This window comes from Streptomyces sp. AcH 505, from assembly GCF_000818175.1.
GTDB lineage: Bacteria > Actinomycetota > Actinomycetes > Streptomycetales > Streptomycetaceae > Streptomyces.
The window spans coordinates 2,130,921-2,145,332 of record NZ_JTIY01000001.1; the positions used below are offsets into that span (position 1 = coordinate 2,130,921).

18 protein-coding genes and 1 tRNA gene are annotated in these 14,412 nt (G+C 70.3%); 14 read left to right on the forward strand and 5 right to left on the reverse strand.

Translation table 11 applies throughout. The features are described from left to right. Positions 1-98: 98 nt before the first annotated feature. Positions 99-293 (reverse strand): hypothetical protein, encoded by a 195-nt coding sequence (locus HY68_RS44970; RefSeq protein ID WP_041987021.1) that lies wholly within the window; start codon positions 291-293, stop codon positions 99-101. Positions 294-328: 35 nt separating this feature from the next. After that, positions 329-964: a uracil phosphoribosyltransferase gene (upp, locus tag HY68_RS09835; RefSeq protein ID WP_041987023.1), complete on the reverse strand. Its 636-nt coding sequence runs from the start codon at positions 962-964 to the stop codon at positions 329-331. 123 nt (positions 965-1,087) lie between these two features. Between upp and HY68_RS09840 the strand changes: the two genes are divergently transcribed. The 5 genes from HY68_RS09840 to HY68_RS09860 all read left to right on the forward strand — a co-directional run bounded on the left by HY68_RS09840 (position 1,088) and on the right by HY68_RS09860 (position 3,316). After that, entirely contained in the window at positions 1,088-1,279 is a 192-nt protein-coding gene (locus HY68_RS09840; RefSeq protein WP_041987026.1) for a hypothetical protein, read from the forward strand. Between the two features lie 309 nt (positions 1,280-1,588). Beyond that, entirely contained in the window at positions 1,589-2,128 is a 540-nt protein-coding gene (locus HY68_RS09845) for a hypothetical protein (protein ID WP_041987028.1), read from the forward strand. A 53-nt stretch (positions 2,129-2,181) separates the two neighbouring features. Continuing rightward, complete coding sequence (gene tadA / locus HY68_RS09850; RefSeq protein WP_107070170.1) at positions 2,182-2,610, forward strand: tRNA adenosine(34) deaminase TadA; 429 nt, start codon at positions 2,182-2,184, stop codon at positions 2,608-2,610. Positions 2,611-2,701: 91 nt separating this feature from the next. Beyond that, positions 2,702-2,789, forward strand: a tRNA-Ser gene (locus HY68_RS09855). A 200-nt stretch (positions 2,790-2,989) separates the two neighbouring features. After that, entirely contained in the window at positions 2,990-3,316 is a 327-nt protein-coding gene (locus HY68_RS09860; RefSeq protein ID WP_041987031.1) for a hypothetical protein, read from the forward strand. A 23-nt stretch (positions 3,317-3,339) separates the two neighbouring features. On the opposite strand, the gene HY68_RS09865 is transcribed toward HY68_RS09860, so the two are convergent. Then, on the reverse strand, positions 3,340-4,434 hold the full coding sequence (locus HY68_RS09865; RefSeq protein ID WP_041987035.1) for a winged helix DNA-binding domain-containing protein: 1,095 nt from the start codon (positions 4,432-4,434) through the stop codon (positions 3,340-3,342). Positions 4,435-4,641: 207 nt separating this feature from the next. On the opposite strand from HY68_RS09865, the gene HY68_RS09870 reads away from it, so the two are divergent. The 5 genes from HY68_RS09870 to HY68_RS09885 all read left to right on the forward strand — a co-directional run bounded on the left by HY68_RS09870 (position 4,642) and on the right by HY68_RS09885 (position 8,656). Continuing rightward, positions 4,642-5,640: a transcriptional regulator gene (locus HY68_RS09870; RefSeq protein WP_041987039.1), complete on the forward strand. Its 999-nt coding sequence runs from the start codon at positions 4,642-4,644 to the stop codon at positions 5,638-5,640. 206 nt (positions 5,641-5,846) lie between these two features. Continuing rightward, positions 5,847-6,011 carry a hypothetical protein gene (locus tag HY68_RS43645; RefSeq protein ID WP_198533244.1) on the forward strand — a complete coding sequence of 55 codons (165 nt, stop codon included), beginning with the start codon at positions 5,847-5,849 and terminating at the stop codon, positions 6,009-6,011. Between the two features lie 69 nt (positions 6,012-6,080). Beyond that, a complete protein-coding gene (locus HY68_RS09875) occupies positions 6,081-6,374 on the forward strand; it encodes a Dabb family protein (RefSeq protein ID WP_041987041.1) in 294 nt (97 codons plus the stop codon). A 177-nt stretch (positions 6,375-6,551) separates the two neighbouring features. Then, positions 6,552-7,532, forward strand: coding sequence for a SigB/SigF/SigG family RNA polymerase sigma factor (locus tag HY68_RS09880; protein WP_041995566.1), 981 nt, complete (start codon positions 6,552-6,554; stop codon positions 7,530-7,532). Between the two features lie 236 nt (positions 7,533-7,768). Next, on the forward strand, positions 7,769-8,656 hold the full coding sequence (locus tag HY68_RS09885) for an RNA polymerase sigma factor SigF (protein ID WP_041987043.1): 888 nt from the start codon (positions 7,769-7,771) through the stop codon (positions 8,654-8,656). A gap of 141 nt (positions 8,657-8,797) precedes the next feature. Here HY68_RS09885 and HY68_RS09890 read toward each other — a convergent pair whose 3' ends face one another. Continuing rightward, on the reverse strand, positions 8,798-9,010 hold the full coding sequence (locus tag HY68_RS09890; RefSeq protein WP_041987044.1) for a hypothetical protein: 213 nt from the start codon (positions 9,008-9,010) through the stop codon (positions 8,798-8,800). A 256-nt stretch (positions 9,011-9,266) separates the two neighbouring features. Here HY68_RS09890 and HY68_RS09895 point away from each other — a divergent pair, with 256 nt between their 5' ends. The 4 genes from HY68_RS09895 to HY68_RS09910 all read left to right on the forward strand — a co-directional run bounded on the left by HY68_RS09895 (position 9,267) and on the right by HY68_RS09910 (position 13,773). Then, positions 9,267-9,794, forward strand: a complete 528-nt coding sequence (locus HY68_RS09895; protein ID WP_041987046.1) for a MarR family transcriptional regulator — start codon at positions 9,267-9,269, stop codon at positions 9,792-9,794. Positions 9,795-9,807: 13 nt separating this feature from the next. Continuing rightward, positions 9,808-12,318 (forward strand): MFS transporter, encoded by a 2,511-nt coding sequence (locus HY68_RS09900; protein ID WP_041987049.1) that lies wholly within the window; start codon positions 9,808-9,810, stop codon positions 12,316-12,318. Between the two features lie 121 nt (positions 12,319-12,439). Then, on the forward strand, positions 12,440-13,264 hold the full coding sequence (locus tag HY68_RS09905; protein ID WP_041987054.1) for a YceI family protein: 825 nt from the start codon (positions 12,440-12,442) through the stop codon (positions 13,262-13,264). Between the two features lie 38 nt (positions 13,265-13,302). Beyond that, positions 13,303-13,773: a PPOX class F420-dependent oxidoreductase gene (locus HY68_RS09910; protein ID WP_041987056.1), complete on the forward strand. Its 471-nt coding sequence runs from the start codon at positions 13,303-13,305 to the stop codon at positions 13,771-13,773. Between the two features lie 124 nt (positions 13,774-13,897). Here the strand turns inward: HY68_RS09910 and HY68_RS44975 are convergent. Further along, positions 13,898-14,412 (reverse strand): TetR/AcrR family transcriptional regulator C-terminal domain-containing protein (locus HY68_RS44975; protein WP_241778521.1); only part of this gene is annotated, 515 nt, incomplete at its 5' end.

Sequence of the window (14,412 nt, forward strand, 5' to 3'; positions counted from 1 at the left end):
CGTCGGTCGGCGACGCTCCGCGTCGCCTCCCTCCTCCGCCTTGCGATCCACGACACCAGCGCCCGCTCCCTGATCCGGCCTGATCCAAACGAAAGGCCCTAGCCGTCGTCGCCGCTGCTCCCGCTCACACCCCGGCGGCTGTTCCGCCGGGAGAGACGCACCGCGTCGCCGGCGGCAAGCGTCACGGCCGCCACCCCTCGGACCCAGCGTGGGCCGCCTCGCGCTGCCCAGACCACACAGACGCACCCGGCGACGGCAAGCACCACGACCACGAGCAGTACCAGAACGATCATCTGTCCCCCATCCGGCCTGATTCGGAAGACAGGACCTAGTCGACGGTGCCGTACATCCGGTCCCCGGCGTCGCCGAGGCCGGGGACGATGTAGCCCTGCTCGTTCAGCCGCTCGTCCACGGCCGCAGTGACGACGGTGACCGGCGCACCCGCCAGCTCGCGCTCCATCACCTCGACGCCCTCGGGCGCCGCGAGGAGCACCACGGCTGTCACGTCGTCGGCGCCGCGCTTGATCAGCTCGCGGATCGCCGCGACCAGCGTGCCGCCGGTGGCCAGCATCGGGTCGAGCACGTACACCTGACGGCCCGACAGGTCCTCCGGCATGCGGCTCGCGTAGGTCGACGCCTGGAGCGTCTCCTCGTTCCGCATCATCCCGAGGAAGCCCACCTCGGCGGTCGGCAGCAGCCGCACCATGCCGTCGAGCATGCCGAGACCGGCCCGCAGGATCGGCACGACCAGCGGACGCGGGTGCGAGAGGCGCACGCCCGTCGTCGCCGTGACGGGGGTCTCGATGTCGACCTGTTCGGTGCGCACATCCCTGGTGGCCTCGTAGGCGAGCAGCGTCACCAGTTCGTCGGCGAGGCGCCGGAAGGTGGCGGAGTCGGTGCGCAGGTCGCGCAGCGTGGTGAGTTTGTGCGCCACCAGCGGGTGGTCGACGACGTGAATGCGCATGGCGACCACAGTAACGGCCGGGCCGCCGGGCAAAGGCCAGGGATGTACGCACGGGCATCAACCCCGGACCCTGCGGGAAGGTGTGAGTGAAGGACCCGCAGCCAAGGGGTGGTGAGAGCGTCGATGCCGGACCAGGAGCCGCAGAGCGACCCCGGACAGGACGATGCCGAGGCGGAGGCCGCCCGGCGCAGACGCCGCGCGCAGTTCCTGCGCGAGCTGAACGAGGCGAAGGCGCTGCGCGAGCGGGTGAAACCCCGGCAGGCGCGGGCGGCACGGATGCGCCAGCAGATGCGGATGCGTACGTTCCGCTGGTGACGGCGGCGTACCCGTCGGCACCCTCCCCTTCACTCTCCGCACCACCGTTTCCCTACGCACGGGTAACCAGGGGTGACCCGCGGTAGCCCCCCGGGCGCGCCCGACGCCGTTCCCGATTCGTGACCGTCCAGACGCGCCCCGAGGGGTACGCGGCGCTTGGCGGCGAACGGGCGGTGAATAAAATGGCCGCACGACGCAACGGTGGAAGACCTCTCGCACAGCGCGAGTTTCTGCCACGATTCCGAGTGGGCGGGGCACAGAGCAGCGCACCGCCGGACCGTCACACCTCTGACCAGTGGGAGAGTCACGGTGTACTTCGCCGCACTGCTCGCGCGCACCGAAGACGGGTGGGAAGCGAGCGATACAGATCTCGACGATGTGGAAACCCTGTCGGACCTCACCGACCTGGCCCGCGAAGCCTCGGTTGACGAGGAGACAGTTCTCCTCTTCATCGAGCAGGAGGATGCCTGGTTCGGCATCGTCCGTGTGGAGGGCGAGGAAGATCCTCGTTTCTACGTCTCTGACGCGGCCGCGGCCGCACGCTCCTCGTACGGGGAGATTCTCATCGATGAACTGATCGGCGCGGACGATGATGACCCGGCAGCCGACCTGGACACGCTGGACCTCGACGGTACGGAGGACGGCGAACCGGATGTGAGCGACGAGGAGGACGACGACGACACCCCCGCGACGAGCGGGGAGGCCGCGACGGCAGGACCGATCGGGGACCGCGAGATCCTCGCCGACCTCGGGCTGTCCGAGTCGGACCTGCTGGCACTGGAAACCGACGCGATGGCCGAGATCGCGGAGGCTCTCGGCGCCGCTGACGTCCTGGAGACTGTCCGATAGTGCTGGGGCACGAACCCGTGCCCGACCCGGTACGCGATCCATGGCAGGCGCCGATGCGCCAGGCCCTGGACGAGGCGGCACGGGCGGCGCGAGCCGGTGATGTGCCGGTCGGCGCCGTCCTGCTGTCCCCGGAAGGGACGCTGCTTGCCGCCGCCCACAACGAACGTGAGGCCACCGCCGACCCGACGGCCCACGCGGAGGTTCTCGCCATCCGCAGGGCGGCCGGACAACTCGGCGCGTGGCGCCTCACCGACTGCACCCTGGTCGTCACCCTCGAACCCTGCACGATGTGCGCGGGCGCGATCGTCCAGTCCCGCCTGGACCGCGTCGTCTTCGGCGCCCGGGACGAGAAGGCCGGCGCGGCCGGCTCCCTGTGGGACGTCGTACGCGACCGCCGCCTCAACCACCGCCCCGAGGTGATCGAAGGAGTCCTCGCCGACGAGTGCTCCCACCTCCTGACGTCCTTCTTCCGCACCCCCTGAGCAACCCCTGAGCGGGCCTTGAGCGGGCCTTGAGCGGCCCCCCGAGATACGGATTTCGAACCACGGCCCACCGTGGGCTAGGATCTCTCCCGGTAGCGTGTCCGAGCGGCCGAAGGAGCTCGCCTCGAAAGCGAGTGTGGGGAAACTCACCGAGGGTTCAAATCCCTCCGCTACCGCCAGCAAGAACCGCCTCTGACCTTGGAAGCCAGGTCAGGGGCGGTTTTTCGTTGCCCGGCGGGCGACGGTTCCGCCGCCGAATGCCCGTCGCGGTGCGGGGTGCCGATGGCGTTCGTACGGTGGGGCGGGGGAGGTTTTTCCGCTGCGTCTTCGGTCAACCGAGAGACACAGGCCGGAGGAACAGAGGCCAGAGGAGAGTGACATGCCCGCAGGTTCCAGCCCCAAGCGTGAGCGCCAGTACGAGCACGTCAAGGAGAGCGTCGAGAAGCGCGGCGCCTCCGCCGGGCGTGCGGAGGAGATCGCCGCACGGACCGTCAACAAGGAGCGCGCCAGGTCCGGCGAGTCGAAGACCGCGAGCAAGGTCTCGACCAAGGACCCGAAGTCGGCCTCCCAGCGCGGCGGCGAACGGTCGCACAGCGGCGCCCAGGGGCCGACGAGGGATCAGCTGTACGAGGAGGCCAAGAAGAAGAACGTCGAGGGCCGCTCGTCGATGAACAAGCAGCAGCTGCGCAAGGCACTCGGCCGCTGACGACAAGATCCGAACGAGAGGCCCTAGGCCGGGTCGACCCGTACCTCCGCCGTCTCGTTGTCCGAGAGGAACGCCGCCATCGCCCGGCCCTCTTCGGTGACCGCCGTGCGGTCGCCGCGGGCGAGGTGGTGGAGCGGGGTGACCGCTACGGTGCCGGATTCGACCCGCCAGGTCGCGGCGACCCGGCCGTCGACCAGGACGACGCGCTCGCCCGCGACCGACAGGCCCCGGTGGGCGGCGTCGATGACGCGGGTGCGGTCCTGGTAGCCGAGGATCGCGTTGTCGAAGGCCGGCAGGAACCGCACGGGGGCCGGGGTGTCCGGGTCGGGGCGGGGCGCGTCAGGGAGGTCGAGGAGTTCCCGGCCGCTCTCGTCGCGGAAGCTGACCAGCTCGTGGCGGATCGCCGCCACCGCGGCCGGCAGGCCCGCGAGGCCGCACCAGGCGCGCAGGTCGGCCGAGGCCGCCGGGCCGAAAGCGGCCAGGTAGCGGCGTACCAGCGCCTGGCCCACGGGATCGGCGCCGTCCGGGGACAGCGGGTCGACCTCACGGCCCAGCCAGGACGCGAGCGGGACGTTGCGTACTCCCGCGCGTGTGCGCCACAGCCCGCGCGGCGGCAGTTGCGCCATCGGGACGAGCGCGGCGATCACCATCTCGCCCAGCGCCCGGGGCCCCGGCGCCGGCCAGCGGTCGGCGAGCGCCCGCGCGAGTTCGGCCATCGAACGCGGCTCCCCGTCGGCCATCACCGCCAGGGCGGCCGCGGCGAGTTCGTCGAGGTCCACAGCGGCCAGCTCGGCGCGGTAGACGCCGAGCACCCGCTGGCGCAGCATGGCGCCGTGCCGGGACCGCCAGGCCAGTACGTCGGCGGCGGTGACGAGATGGACCGTGCGACGCATGAGGTGGGTGCGCACCACGCCCCGTGCGACCAGCAGCCCGGAGAGCACCGCCGGGTCGAAGCCGCGCAGCCGCGACCAGAGCCCCAGATACGGCTCCTGCGGTTCCTGCGCCTGGAGCCCGCCGAGATGCGCGACCGCGTCGAGCACCGGCAGGTCGGCGCGGTCGAGCAGCAACTGGCGGGCGAGCGTGGCGCGGTTGAGCGCACGGGTGTCGAGAACGGTCATCGCATGCTCGCTCGGGTGGTCCTCACGGTCGGTCAGATTTCCTTGTGGAGAGGGCGGGTCGCTTGTGGAGAGGGCAGGTCGCTCAGGGCGCGGTACGGCTGTCGAGGCCTCGCGCGGGATGTCCGCCGTCGCCGTTCTCCGGCACACGACACACACTCGCAGGAGTAGCGGTCAGGAGCTGTCCGCTACTCGGGGCATCCTGGGATCATGCCGAAGACCTCAGCACGGCTGCTCTCGCTGCTCCAGGCCCGCAGGGACTGGCCAGGGGCGCTGCTGGCGGAACGGCTGGACGTCAGTCCGCGCACCGTACGCCGCGACGTGGACCGGCTGCGGGAGCTCGGCTACCCGATCGTCGCCGCCAAGGGCCCCGACGGTGGGTACCGGCTCGGGGCCGGTACGCGGCTGCCTCCGCTGCTGTTCGACGACGAGCAGGCCGTCGCCCTCGCCGTCGCGCTCCGGACGGCCGCCGCCACCGGGGCCGGGATCGAGGAGGCAGCGGCGCGCGCCCTGAACACCGTCCGGCAGGTCATGCCCGCGCGGCTGCGCCACCGTATCGACGCCTTCCAGGTCACCGCCGTCGAGCAGTCCGGGGGGCGGCGGGAACCGCAGGCCGACAGCGGCGTACTCCTGGCGCTCAGCGCCGCCGTCCGCGCCCGTGAGGAGCTGCGCTTCGACTACGCGCCCGCCGGGTCCCCGCCGCGCCGGGTGCAGCCGCACCATCTGGTCGTACGGGGCAGCCGCTGGTATCTCGTCGCGTGGGACCTCGCCCGGGACGACTGGCGCGTCTTCCGCGGCGACCGGATCACCCCCCGTACCCCCACCGGCCCCCGCTTCACCCCGCGCGAGCTGCCCGGCGGGTCGGTGGCGGGCTTCGTCACCGGGCGGTTCCGTGGCGCGGCCGACGAACCGGGCGGCTCGGGCGGCGGCGGCAGCGACGGCTCCGGTGACTGGCCCTGCCGCGGCGAGGTGATCCTCGGCCTGAACGCCGCCGACGTCTCCCGCTTCGCCCGTGACGGCGTCGTCGAGGAGCTCGGCCAGGACCGCTGCCGGCTCGTCCTGGGCTCGTGGTCCTGGCCGGCCCTGGCCGCCACCGTCGGCATGTTCGACGCCGGCATCGAGGTCGTCGGACCGCCCGAGCTGACGGCCGCCTTCGGGCTCCTGGCGCGTCGTTACGCCTCGGCGGCCGACGGCGCCGACGGCGTCTGAGCCGGAACTCCCGCGCCGGGCGTGCCACTTGCGGTACACACCCAACCAGCCCGTCCCCCCGGCGACTTCGACCGTGCCCGCACCGGCGATGATGCACACTCAGCGATCTTATTTTTTGACCGGAACCGATCAGTTGCTGTCCGGTCCCGTTCATACGGTTAGACTCACGCGACTGCATCGGGGCGGCAGGGGAGGCAGCACACAAGATGGCAGCGGCTAAGAAGATAATTCTCTACGGAGCGGTCGTCTTCGTGCTGTATACGATCATCACCTCGCCGGCCAAGGCCGCCGAACTCGTCCAGGTAGGGTTCGAGGGCATATCGAGCGCCGCGCAAGGCGTCGGCGAGTTCATGACCCAGCTCGTCCAGTGACTCTCACCTGACGACCCTCGCACGACCGCGGTCCTGCCGTGGCGCTCCCGTCGCCCCCAAGGAGTGTCCGTGATCCGCCACCTGGTCCTTTTCAAGCTCGACGAAGGCGTCTCCCGGGACGAGCCGCGCGTGGTCGCCGGCGCCCGTGCGTTCGAGGCGCTCGGCGGGCAGATCCCCGAGCTGGAGTTCTGGGAGTGCGCCTGGAACATCAGCGACCGGCCGATCGCGTACGACTTCGCCATCAACTCCGCCACGGCGGACCGCGATGCGCTGCGGCGCTACATCGAGCATCCGGCGCATCAGGCAGGCGTCGCGCAGTGGCGTGAGTTCGCCACCTGGGTGATCGCCGACTACGAGTTCTGACCCCTCGGCCTCCCCTGCCCCACGCCGCTACGGCGTGGGGCTTTTGGGCTTTTTGCCCCAACTTGCCGTCAACACGGAGTGATCAGGTGCTTGCGCACGGTGGACATGTCTTGTGATGCTATGACCGCTTTTGACGGATGAGTTGACCGCAGTCGACCGCAAAGGGGTGGCGTGACCGTGCCGGCCAGTACTACGCCTCAAGTGCCGCCCCAGCCCGAGAGCCCCGCCGAGCCCGAACCGGCACCCAGAGCCGGCCCCGGGCCCGGTCCCGACGCAGAGCCTCAGACAGAACCGCGGACCACGCCGGCGACCGAACCGGTCACGGAGACCGAGCCGGTCACCGAGACTGAGCCGGTCACCGAGACCGAGACCGAGCCGCGCACCGCCGCGCAGAGCCGGGGCGCCGACACCCGCGCCCTGACCCAGGTCCTCTTCGGCCAGCTCAAGAACCTGGAGCCGGGCAGCCACGAGCACGGCCGGGTGCGGGCCGCGCTCATCGAGGCCAATCTGCCGCTGGTGCGGTACGCCGCCGCCCGCTTCCGCAGCCGTAACGAGCCGATGGAGGACGTCGTCCAGGTCGGCACGATCGGGCTCATCAACGCCATCGACCGGTTCGACCCCGACCGCGGGGTGCAGTTCCCCACCTTCGCGATGCCCACGGTCGTCGGCGAGATCAAGCGGTACTTCCGCGACAACGTACGGACCGTCCACGTACCCCGGCGGCTGCACGAGCTGTGGGTCCAGGTCACCGGCGCCACCGAGGACCTGACGACCGCTCACGGCCGCTCACCCACCACCGCCGAGATCGCCGAGCGGCTGAAGATCTCCGAGGACGAGGTGCTCGCCTGCATCGAGGCCGGCCGGTCGTACCACGCGACGTCGCTGGAGGCCGCCCAGGAGGGCGACGGACTGCCGGGACTGCTGGACCGGCTCGGGTACGAGGACCCGGCGCTCGCCGGCGTCGAGCACCGCGATCTCGTCCGCCATCTCCTCGTACAACTGCCCGAAAGGGAACAGCGGATCCTGATGCTCCGCTACTACAACAATCTGACGCAGTCTCAGATCAGTCAGGAACTGGGAGTCTCTCAGATGCATGTGTCAAGACTTCTGGCCCGTAGCTTTGCGCGACTGAGATCCGCAAATCGGATCGAAGCGTAACCCTCCCGAGTTTGCGGATATGTTTCTTCTCCGCACGGTCGAAATGATCCCCACACCCCCTCCGGGCTGCGCAGACGTGGTTATGGCTTGTCGACATGTCACTACAGCGTGTTGACGACTTGTGACATTCTGCGGGAACCGCGTTTGCCGCAGCCCCGCCTCCGGTATTCAGGTGGAGGCTGCGTTCCTCCGACGGGAGCGGCCACCGCGACCGTCAGCGACCTCAAGGGGGTGGCATGTCCGAAGAACAGGGCAGCTCGAAGGTGCTCACGCTTACGAAAAGCGATCCCGAGCCCAACGCTCTCGACACCGTGACCGTGGTTCAGCCGCGCGTGTCCCAGCCGGAAGCCATCGATACGCGCACTCTGTCCCGCTCCCTGTTCCTACGCCTCGCCGTGCTGGTCGGCGAGGGCCAAGAGGCGGACAGCCCCGAGCGCACCTATGTGCGCGACACCCTCATCGAGCTGAACCTGCCGCTGGTGCGGTACGCGGCGGCTCGCTTCCGCAGCCGTAACGAGCCGATGGAGGACATCGTCCAGGTCGGCACGATCGGCCTGATCAAGGCGATCGACCGGTTCGACTGCGAAAGAGGCGTCGAGTTCCCGACCTTCGCCATGCCCACGGTCGTCGGCGAGATCAAACGATTCTTCCGTGACACCTCATGGTCGGTGCGGGTGCCGCGCCGGCTCCAGGAGCTGCGGCTCGCGCTGACCAAGGCCAGCGACGACCTGGCACAGAAGCTCGACCGCTCGCCGACCGTGCCCGAACTCGCCGCCGTGCTGGGCGTGTCCGAGGAGGACGTGGTCGACGGCCTCGCGGTCGGCAACGCGTACACGGCGTCGTCGCTCGACTCGCCCTCGCCCGAGGACGACGGCGGGGAGGGCTCGCTCGCCGACCGGCTCGGCTACGAGGACATGGCGCTGGAAGGCGTCGAGTACCGCGAGTCGCTGAAGCCGCTGCTCGCCAAACTCCCGCCCCGTGAGCGGCAGATCATCATGCTGCGGTTCTTCGCGAACATGACGCAGTCCCAGATCGGCGAAGAGGTCGGCATCTCGCAGATGCATGTCTCGCGGCTGCTGACCCGCACGCTCGCGCAGCTGCGCGAGGGCCTGATCTCGGACTAGGGATCGCGGACCGGCATCACGGACCGGGATCTCGGCCCAGGGATCGCGGCTCAGGGATCTCGGTCCGAGAAGCGGCCGAGGACATACGGAGACCCCGCCCAGCACTCAAGGCGTCGGGCGGGGTTCCGGTGGTGAATACGCTCAGCCGAAGGCCAGCCAGGCCACCACGGCCAGGATCACGACGACGGCCACGACGCCGACGATCACGCCGACCTTCGGTCCGCCACTCTGCTGCGGTGCTGCCTGACGGCGCTGCGGCTCTCCCTCGTCGACGAAGGCGCGGAACATCTGGGTGCTGCCGGCCGGGTCGGGGTTGCCCTCGGGACCCTGCGGGGCATGGGGATTGTGTGCCATGTGCCAGGACCCTAGCGAACGTACGCGTCCGGCCCAACCCCGGGCCCGCCCCGGATCGTCATATGCACGGTTCGGACCGGTGCTGACCGCACCCTGGCCCCGGTCCCGAGTGACCTTTCGAACACACACGCCGGTGTTTGACCATAACCATGCGATCTGTTTTGAATTCCTTTGCCTCTCTCTGCCCGATTTCGTTTGCCTGCAGCAACCAACAGCTTCTATGGTTGCCCCAAGCAACAAGATGCCGGGAGGGTCCATGGCCGCACACAGCCAGTACGCGGAACTGGCCCGGCAACTGTCGGCCATCGGCGCCATCAAGCGGGGCCTGACCCGCATCCTGCCCGCCGACTGCCCGGGCGGCTCGGCCGCCGTACTCACCCTGCTGGACCGGCACGGCGAGATGCGGATGAGCCGCCTCGCCGAACTGCTCGCCGTCGACATGTCGGTAACCAGCCGCCATGTGGCGCACGCCGCGCAGCGCGGCTGGCTGGAACGGTCCCCCGACCCCGGCGACAAGCGCTCACGCATCCTGCGGCTGACCCCCGCGGGCATCCGCATGCTCGACGAGCTGGCCGGCAGGACGACCGAGATGTTCGCCCGCGTGCTCGACGACTGGACCGACGAAGAAGTCGGACAGCTCAGCTCACTGCTGAACCGGCTCCGCGCCAGTTTCGGTGACTGCCGCGAATGGCACACGACAGACCGGTTCGACCACGGGACGCCGGAACACCGGCCCTACGACGACGACTCGTACTCCCGTACACCCGCGCATTCAGACACGTAAGACAAGGAATTTCATGGCTACGACCACACCCACAGGTGTGCGGGGCGGCCACGCCAAACACGGGGGCGAAGCAGCGCCCGGCAACGGCACGCCGATGACACACCGTCAGGTCATGGAGGCCCTCTCCGGGCTGCTCCTTGGCATGTTCGTCGCGATCCTGTCCTCCACGATCGTGACGAACGCCCTCCCCCACATCGTCTCCGACCTCGGCGGCGGCCAGAGCGCGTACACCTGGGTGGTGACCGCGTCGCTGCTGGCGATGACGGCGACCACCCCGCTCTGGGGCAAGCTCTCCGACCTCTTCAGCAAGAAGCTGCTGGTCCAGGTCGCCCTGATCATCTATGTCGCGGGCTCGGTCGTGGCCGGCCTCTCGGTCAACTCCGAGATGCTGATCGCCTGCCGTGTCTTCCAGGGCATAGGCGTGGGCGGTCTCTCCGCCCTGGCCCAGATCGTGATGGCCGCGATGATCTCGCCGCGCGAGCGGGGCCGGTACAGCGGCTACCTCGGCGCGACCTTCGCCGTCGCCACCGTCGGCGGCCCGCTGCTCGGCGGTGTCATCACGGACACCTCGTGGCTGGGCTGGCGCTGGTGCTTCTACGTCGGCGTGCCGTTCGCGGTGATCGCCCTGATCGTGCTGCAGAAGACGCTGAACCTGCCGATCGTCAAGCGCAAGGTCAAGGTCGACTGGTCGGGCGCCTTCTCCATCGCCGCCGCCGTCTCGCTGCTGCTGATCTGGGTGACCTTCGCCGGCAACAAGTACGAGTGGCTCTCCTGGCAGACGTACGCCATGGTCGGCGGCTCCGTCGTCCTCGGCGCGCTCTTCGTCCTCATCGAGTCGAAGGCCAGCGAGCCGATCATCCCGCTGCGGCTGTTCCGCAACCGTACGATCACGCTGGCCTCGCTGGCCTCGCTCTTCGTCGGTATCGCGATGTTCGCCGGTACGGTCTTCTTCAGCCAGTACTTCCAGCTCGCCCGCGACAAGTCGCCGACCATGTCCGGCGTCATGACCATCCCGATGATCGGTGGTCTGTTCCTCTCCTCCACCGTCTCCGGGCAGATCATCACCAAGACGGGCCGCTGGAAGGTCTGGCTGGTCAGCGGCGGCTTCCTGGTGACGGCGGGCCTCGGCCTGCTGGGCACCATCCGGGTCGACACCCCGTACTGGCACATGGCGTTCTACATGGCGGCCCTCGGTCTCGGCATCGGCATGATGATGCAGAACCTGGTCCTGTGCACCCAGAACCAGGTGTCGGCCTCCGACCTGGGCTCCGCCAGCTCCACCGTCACCTTCTTCCGCTCGCTGGGCGGTGCGATCGGTGTCTCGGCGCTGGGCGCCGTGCTCGGCAACCGCGTCACGCACTACGTCAAGGACGGGCTGACCGCGCTCGGCCCGCAGGGCGCCGGCGTCGGCAGTGCGAGCGGCGGCGACGGCACCATCCCCGACCTGGCCACCCTGCCCGCCCCGCTGCGGACGATCATGGAGGCGGCGTACGGGCACGGTGTCGGTGACGTCTTCCTCTACGCGGCCCCCGCGGCCCTGGTCGCCTTCCTCATCACCCTGTTCATCAAGGAGATCCCGCTGCGGACCCGCGCGGTCGGCGACGCGGCGCAGGAGGCCGCAGCCGCGGCCGAGGCCGCTGAGGCTCCCGTACCGGCGGCTGTCGGCGCGCCGGTGGGCTCCGCCGCTTCCGCTGCGGTCGCCGACGTACCGGTTCAGGCGACCGCGCCGATCCCGGCAGCCGAGTCGCAGCCGCAGGACGGTACGCCTGTGCGGGGCGTGGTGCGCGGCGCCGAGGGTGCTCCGGTGCCCGGCGCCGCCGTCACCCTCATCTCGCTGGGCGGCACGCAGCTCGCCCGTGCGGTGGCGGGACCCGAAGGCACGTATGCGCTGGGCGCTCCGGGCTCCGGCTCGTACGTCCTGATCGCCTCGGCCGACGGCTTCCAGCCGCAGGCCGCGACGGTGGTCGTCGGTGACGGGCCGCTGGCGTACGACGTGCTGCTGTCCGGTACGAGCGGGCTCAGCGGCTCGGTGCGCGGCGCCGATGGCGGGCTGCCCGTGGAGGGCGCGATGGTCATCGTGACCGACGTGCGTGGCGATGTGCTGGCCACCGGCAAGACCGTCGAACAGGGCGAGTTCGCGTTCGGCGAGCTGGTCCCCGGATCGGTGACCGTCGCGGTCAACGCGACCGGTTTCCGGCCGCTGGCCCTGCCGGTCGAGATCGGCGGCCAGGGTGTGACCCGGATCGAGGCGGTGCTGCAGTCCGGCGCCTTCGTGCAGGGCACGGTACGGGCGGGCGCCGCGCGGCGTCCCCTCCCCGACGCGCGGGTGACGCTCGTCGACGCGGCGGGGAACGTGGTCGCCACGTCGACGACCGGCGAGGACGGCGCGTACGGCTTCGCCGATCTGGACGCGGGCGAGTACACGGTCATCGCGACCGGCTACCCGCCGGTGGCCGGCTCGTTGACAGTGGCAGGGCGCGGGGTCGACGACCACGACATCGAACTCGCCCACCCCGGCGCGTAGTCGGATCCCTTCGGGGGACCGGGGCAGGCCCTTGCCGGGCCTGCCCCGGCGCGTCACTGCGTCACTGCGTCACTGCTCCACGCGCCACCGCGGCACCGCGTAAAGAAAGAGAGAAAACGGGATGGGACTTCGCGCACAGGTACGGACGCGGGACGGCTGGGCCGTTCAGCACGCGATCGTGACCATGACCGACATGACCGGCTCGCAGGTGCTGCGGGCGGCGGCCGACGACGACGGGGGCGTGGCGGCCGACCTGGCGCTGGCGCCGGGCCCGTACACCGTGGTCGTGACGGCCGTCGGCTACGCGCCGGCGGCGGCAACCGCGCTCGTCACGGCGAGTGGCAGGGCCGAGGTCGGCACGGTCGTCCTGGCCAGGCAGGGCGGCTCCGAGCTGCCGCCGCCCGGCTCCTGGAGCCTGGACCCCGCGCACTGCTCGGTGAGCGCGGTCGCGCAGCATCTGGGGATCTCCAGCGTGCACGGCCGGTTCAAGGAGTTCGGCGGCCGGATCGAGATCGTCGAGGCGGGCGGCGGGTACGAGCAGTCGCGCGTGGACGCCGTCATCAGCGCGGCGAGCATCGACACCGGCAACGGACTGCGGGACAAGCACCTCAAGTCGCCCGACTTCCTGGACGTCGAGCGCTTCCCCGAGATCAGCTACCGCAGTACCGGGCTGACCCCGGCGGGCCAGGACCGCTGGACGGTGCACGGGCAGCTCTCGCTGCACGGCGTCCTGCGCGACGTGGACCTGGACCTGCGCTACCTGGGCAGCGGGCCCGACCCGTGGGGCGGCGTGCGGGCGGCGTTCCGCGCGACCACCGAACTGCGCCGCGAGGACTTCGCCATGAACTACAACCAGGTCATGCAGGCGGGCATCTCGATGATCGGGACGACGCTCCGCGTCGAGCTGGACATCCAGGCGGTGCAGGGCGACCTGCCGCCGATGTGACGGGAGCCGCACGTCCTGGGCGTCGTAGGCTGCGGAGCATGGCACCGAACATCGCAACGAACACATCAGTCGACCGCGACGAGCTGCTTGAGTTCGTCCGGCCGAGGCACCGCGCGATCCTGCTGACCACCCGCTCCGACGGCCGCCCGCAGGGTTCCCCGCTCACCTGCGGCGTGGACGACTCGGGGCGGATCGTCATCTCCACGTACCCGGAGCGCGCGAAGACCCGGAACGCGAAGCGGGACGAGCGGGTCAGCGTGATCGTCCTGTCGGACGACTGGAGCGGGCCCTGGGTGCAGATCGACGGTACGGCCGAGGTGCTGGACGTACCGGAGTCGGTCGAGCCGCTCGTGGAGTACTTCCGGAACATCTCCGGCGAGCACTCGGACTGGGACGAGTACCGCGCGGCGATGGTGAAGCAGGGCAAGTCGATCATCCGTATCACCCCGGAGCGGTGGGGCCCGCTGGCGACCGGCGGCTTCCCCGCGCACCTGGCGCCGAAGGAGTAGCGCGTTCGGCGCTCGACGTTCGGCGTTCGGCGTTCGGCCCTCGACGTGGCGCCGGTGGCGGGCGTCTGTGGCGCGGCGCCGCTCGCGTATGGCCTGTGGTGCGTGCGGGGGCTGATCCTTACGGTCAGCCCCGCGCGCGCATCGCCTCGATGCCGGCGATGAGCAGTTCGAGCGCGAACGTGAAGTTCCGCTCGCGCATCTCCTGCACCGTGTCGCCGTCGCGCGGCGCCATGATGTTGCTGGCGCTCTCGAAGTCCCGCCGGAACGTGGGCTCTTCGCTGATCGTCCCCATGGCCAGATGGAAGTACTCCTCCTGGCTCAGTCCCGCGTCGGCGCAGCGCTGCACGAAGTGGCCTTCGATCGTGCCGAATCCGTACACGAACTGGAAGACGGCTGCCAGCGCGCCCGTCTGTCCTTCCGTCCCGAGGCCGGTCCTGCTGAGGACGCCCTGCACGGCCGATGTGAACACCGTCGCGTGCGGGCCGATGTTCAGATACCGGCCGACGAGCGGCGAGACCCAGTGGTGACGGACCAGCACATCGCGGTAGCTGGCGGCGAGTTCGCGCATCTGGTCGCGCCAGTCGGCCGACTCGTCCGTCAGGTCGGGGACTTCGACCTCGCCGAAGACGGCGTCGAGGG

What these genes read in the sequence shown, in the direction of transcription:
- HY68_RS44970 (WP_041987021.1), bottom strand. Translation starts at nt 293, where the DNA reads ATGATCGTTCTGGTACTGCTCGTGGTCGTGGTGCTTGCCGTCGCCGGG.
- upp (WP_041987023.1), bottom strand. Translation starts at nt 964, where the DNA reads ATGCGCATTCACGTCGTCGACCACCCGCTGGTGGCGCACAAACTCACC.
- HY68_RS09840 (WP_041987026.1), top strand. Translation starts at nt 1,088, where the DNA reads ATGCCGGACCAGGAGCCGCAGAGCGACCCCGGACAGGACGATGCCGAG.
- tadA (WP_107070170.1), top strand. Translation starts at nt 2,182, where the DNA reads ATGCGCCAGGCCCTGGACGAGGCGGCACGGGCGGCGCGAGCCGGTGAT.
- HY68_RS09860 (WP_041987031.1), top strand. Translation starts at nt 2,990, where the DNA reads ATGCCCGCAGGTTCCAGCCCCAAGCGTGAGCGCCAGTACGAGCACGTC.
- HY68_RS09865 (WP_041987035.1), bottom strand. Translation starts at nt 4,434, where the DNA reads ATGACCGTTCTCGACACCCGTGCGCTCAACCGCGCCACGCTCGCCCGC.
- HY68_RS09870 (WP_041987039.1), top strand. Translation starts at nt 4,642, where the DNA reads ATGCCGAAGACCTCAGCACGGCTGCTCTCGCTGCTCCAGGCCCGCAGG.
- HY68_RS43645 (WP_198533244.1), top strand. Translation starts at nt 5,847, where the DNA reads ATGGCAGCGGCTAAGAAGATAATTCTCTACGGAGCGGTCGTCTTCGTG.
- HY68_RS09885 (WP_041987043.1), top strand. Translation starts at nt 7,769, where the DNA reads ATGTCCGAAGAACAGGGCAGCTCGAAGGTGCTCACGCTTACGAAAAGC.
- HY68_RS09890 (WP_041987044.1), bottom strand. Translation starts at nt 9,010, where the DNA reads ATGGCACACAATCCCCATGCCCCGCAGGGTCCCGAGGGCAACCCCGAC.
- HY68_RS09895 (WP_041987046.1), top strand. Translation starts at nt 9,267, where the DNA reads ATGGCCGCACACAGCCAGTACGCGGAACTGGCCCGGCAACTGTCGGCC.
- HY68_RS09900 (WP_041987049.1), top strand. Translation starts at nt 9,808, where the DNA reads ATGGCTACGACCACACCCACAGGTGTGCGGGGCGGCCACGCCAAACAC.
- HY68_RS09905 (WP_041987054.1), top strand. Translation starts at nt 12,440, where the DNA reads ATGGGACTTCGCGCACAGGTACGGACGCGGGACGGCTGGGCCGTTCAG.
- HY68_RS09910 (WP_041987056.1), top strand. Translation starts at nt 13,303, where the DNA reads ATGGCACCGAACATCGCAACGAACACATCAGTCGACCGCGACGAGCTG.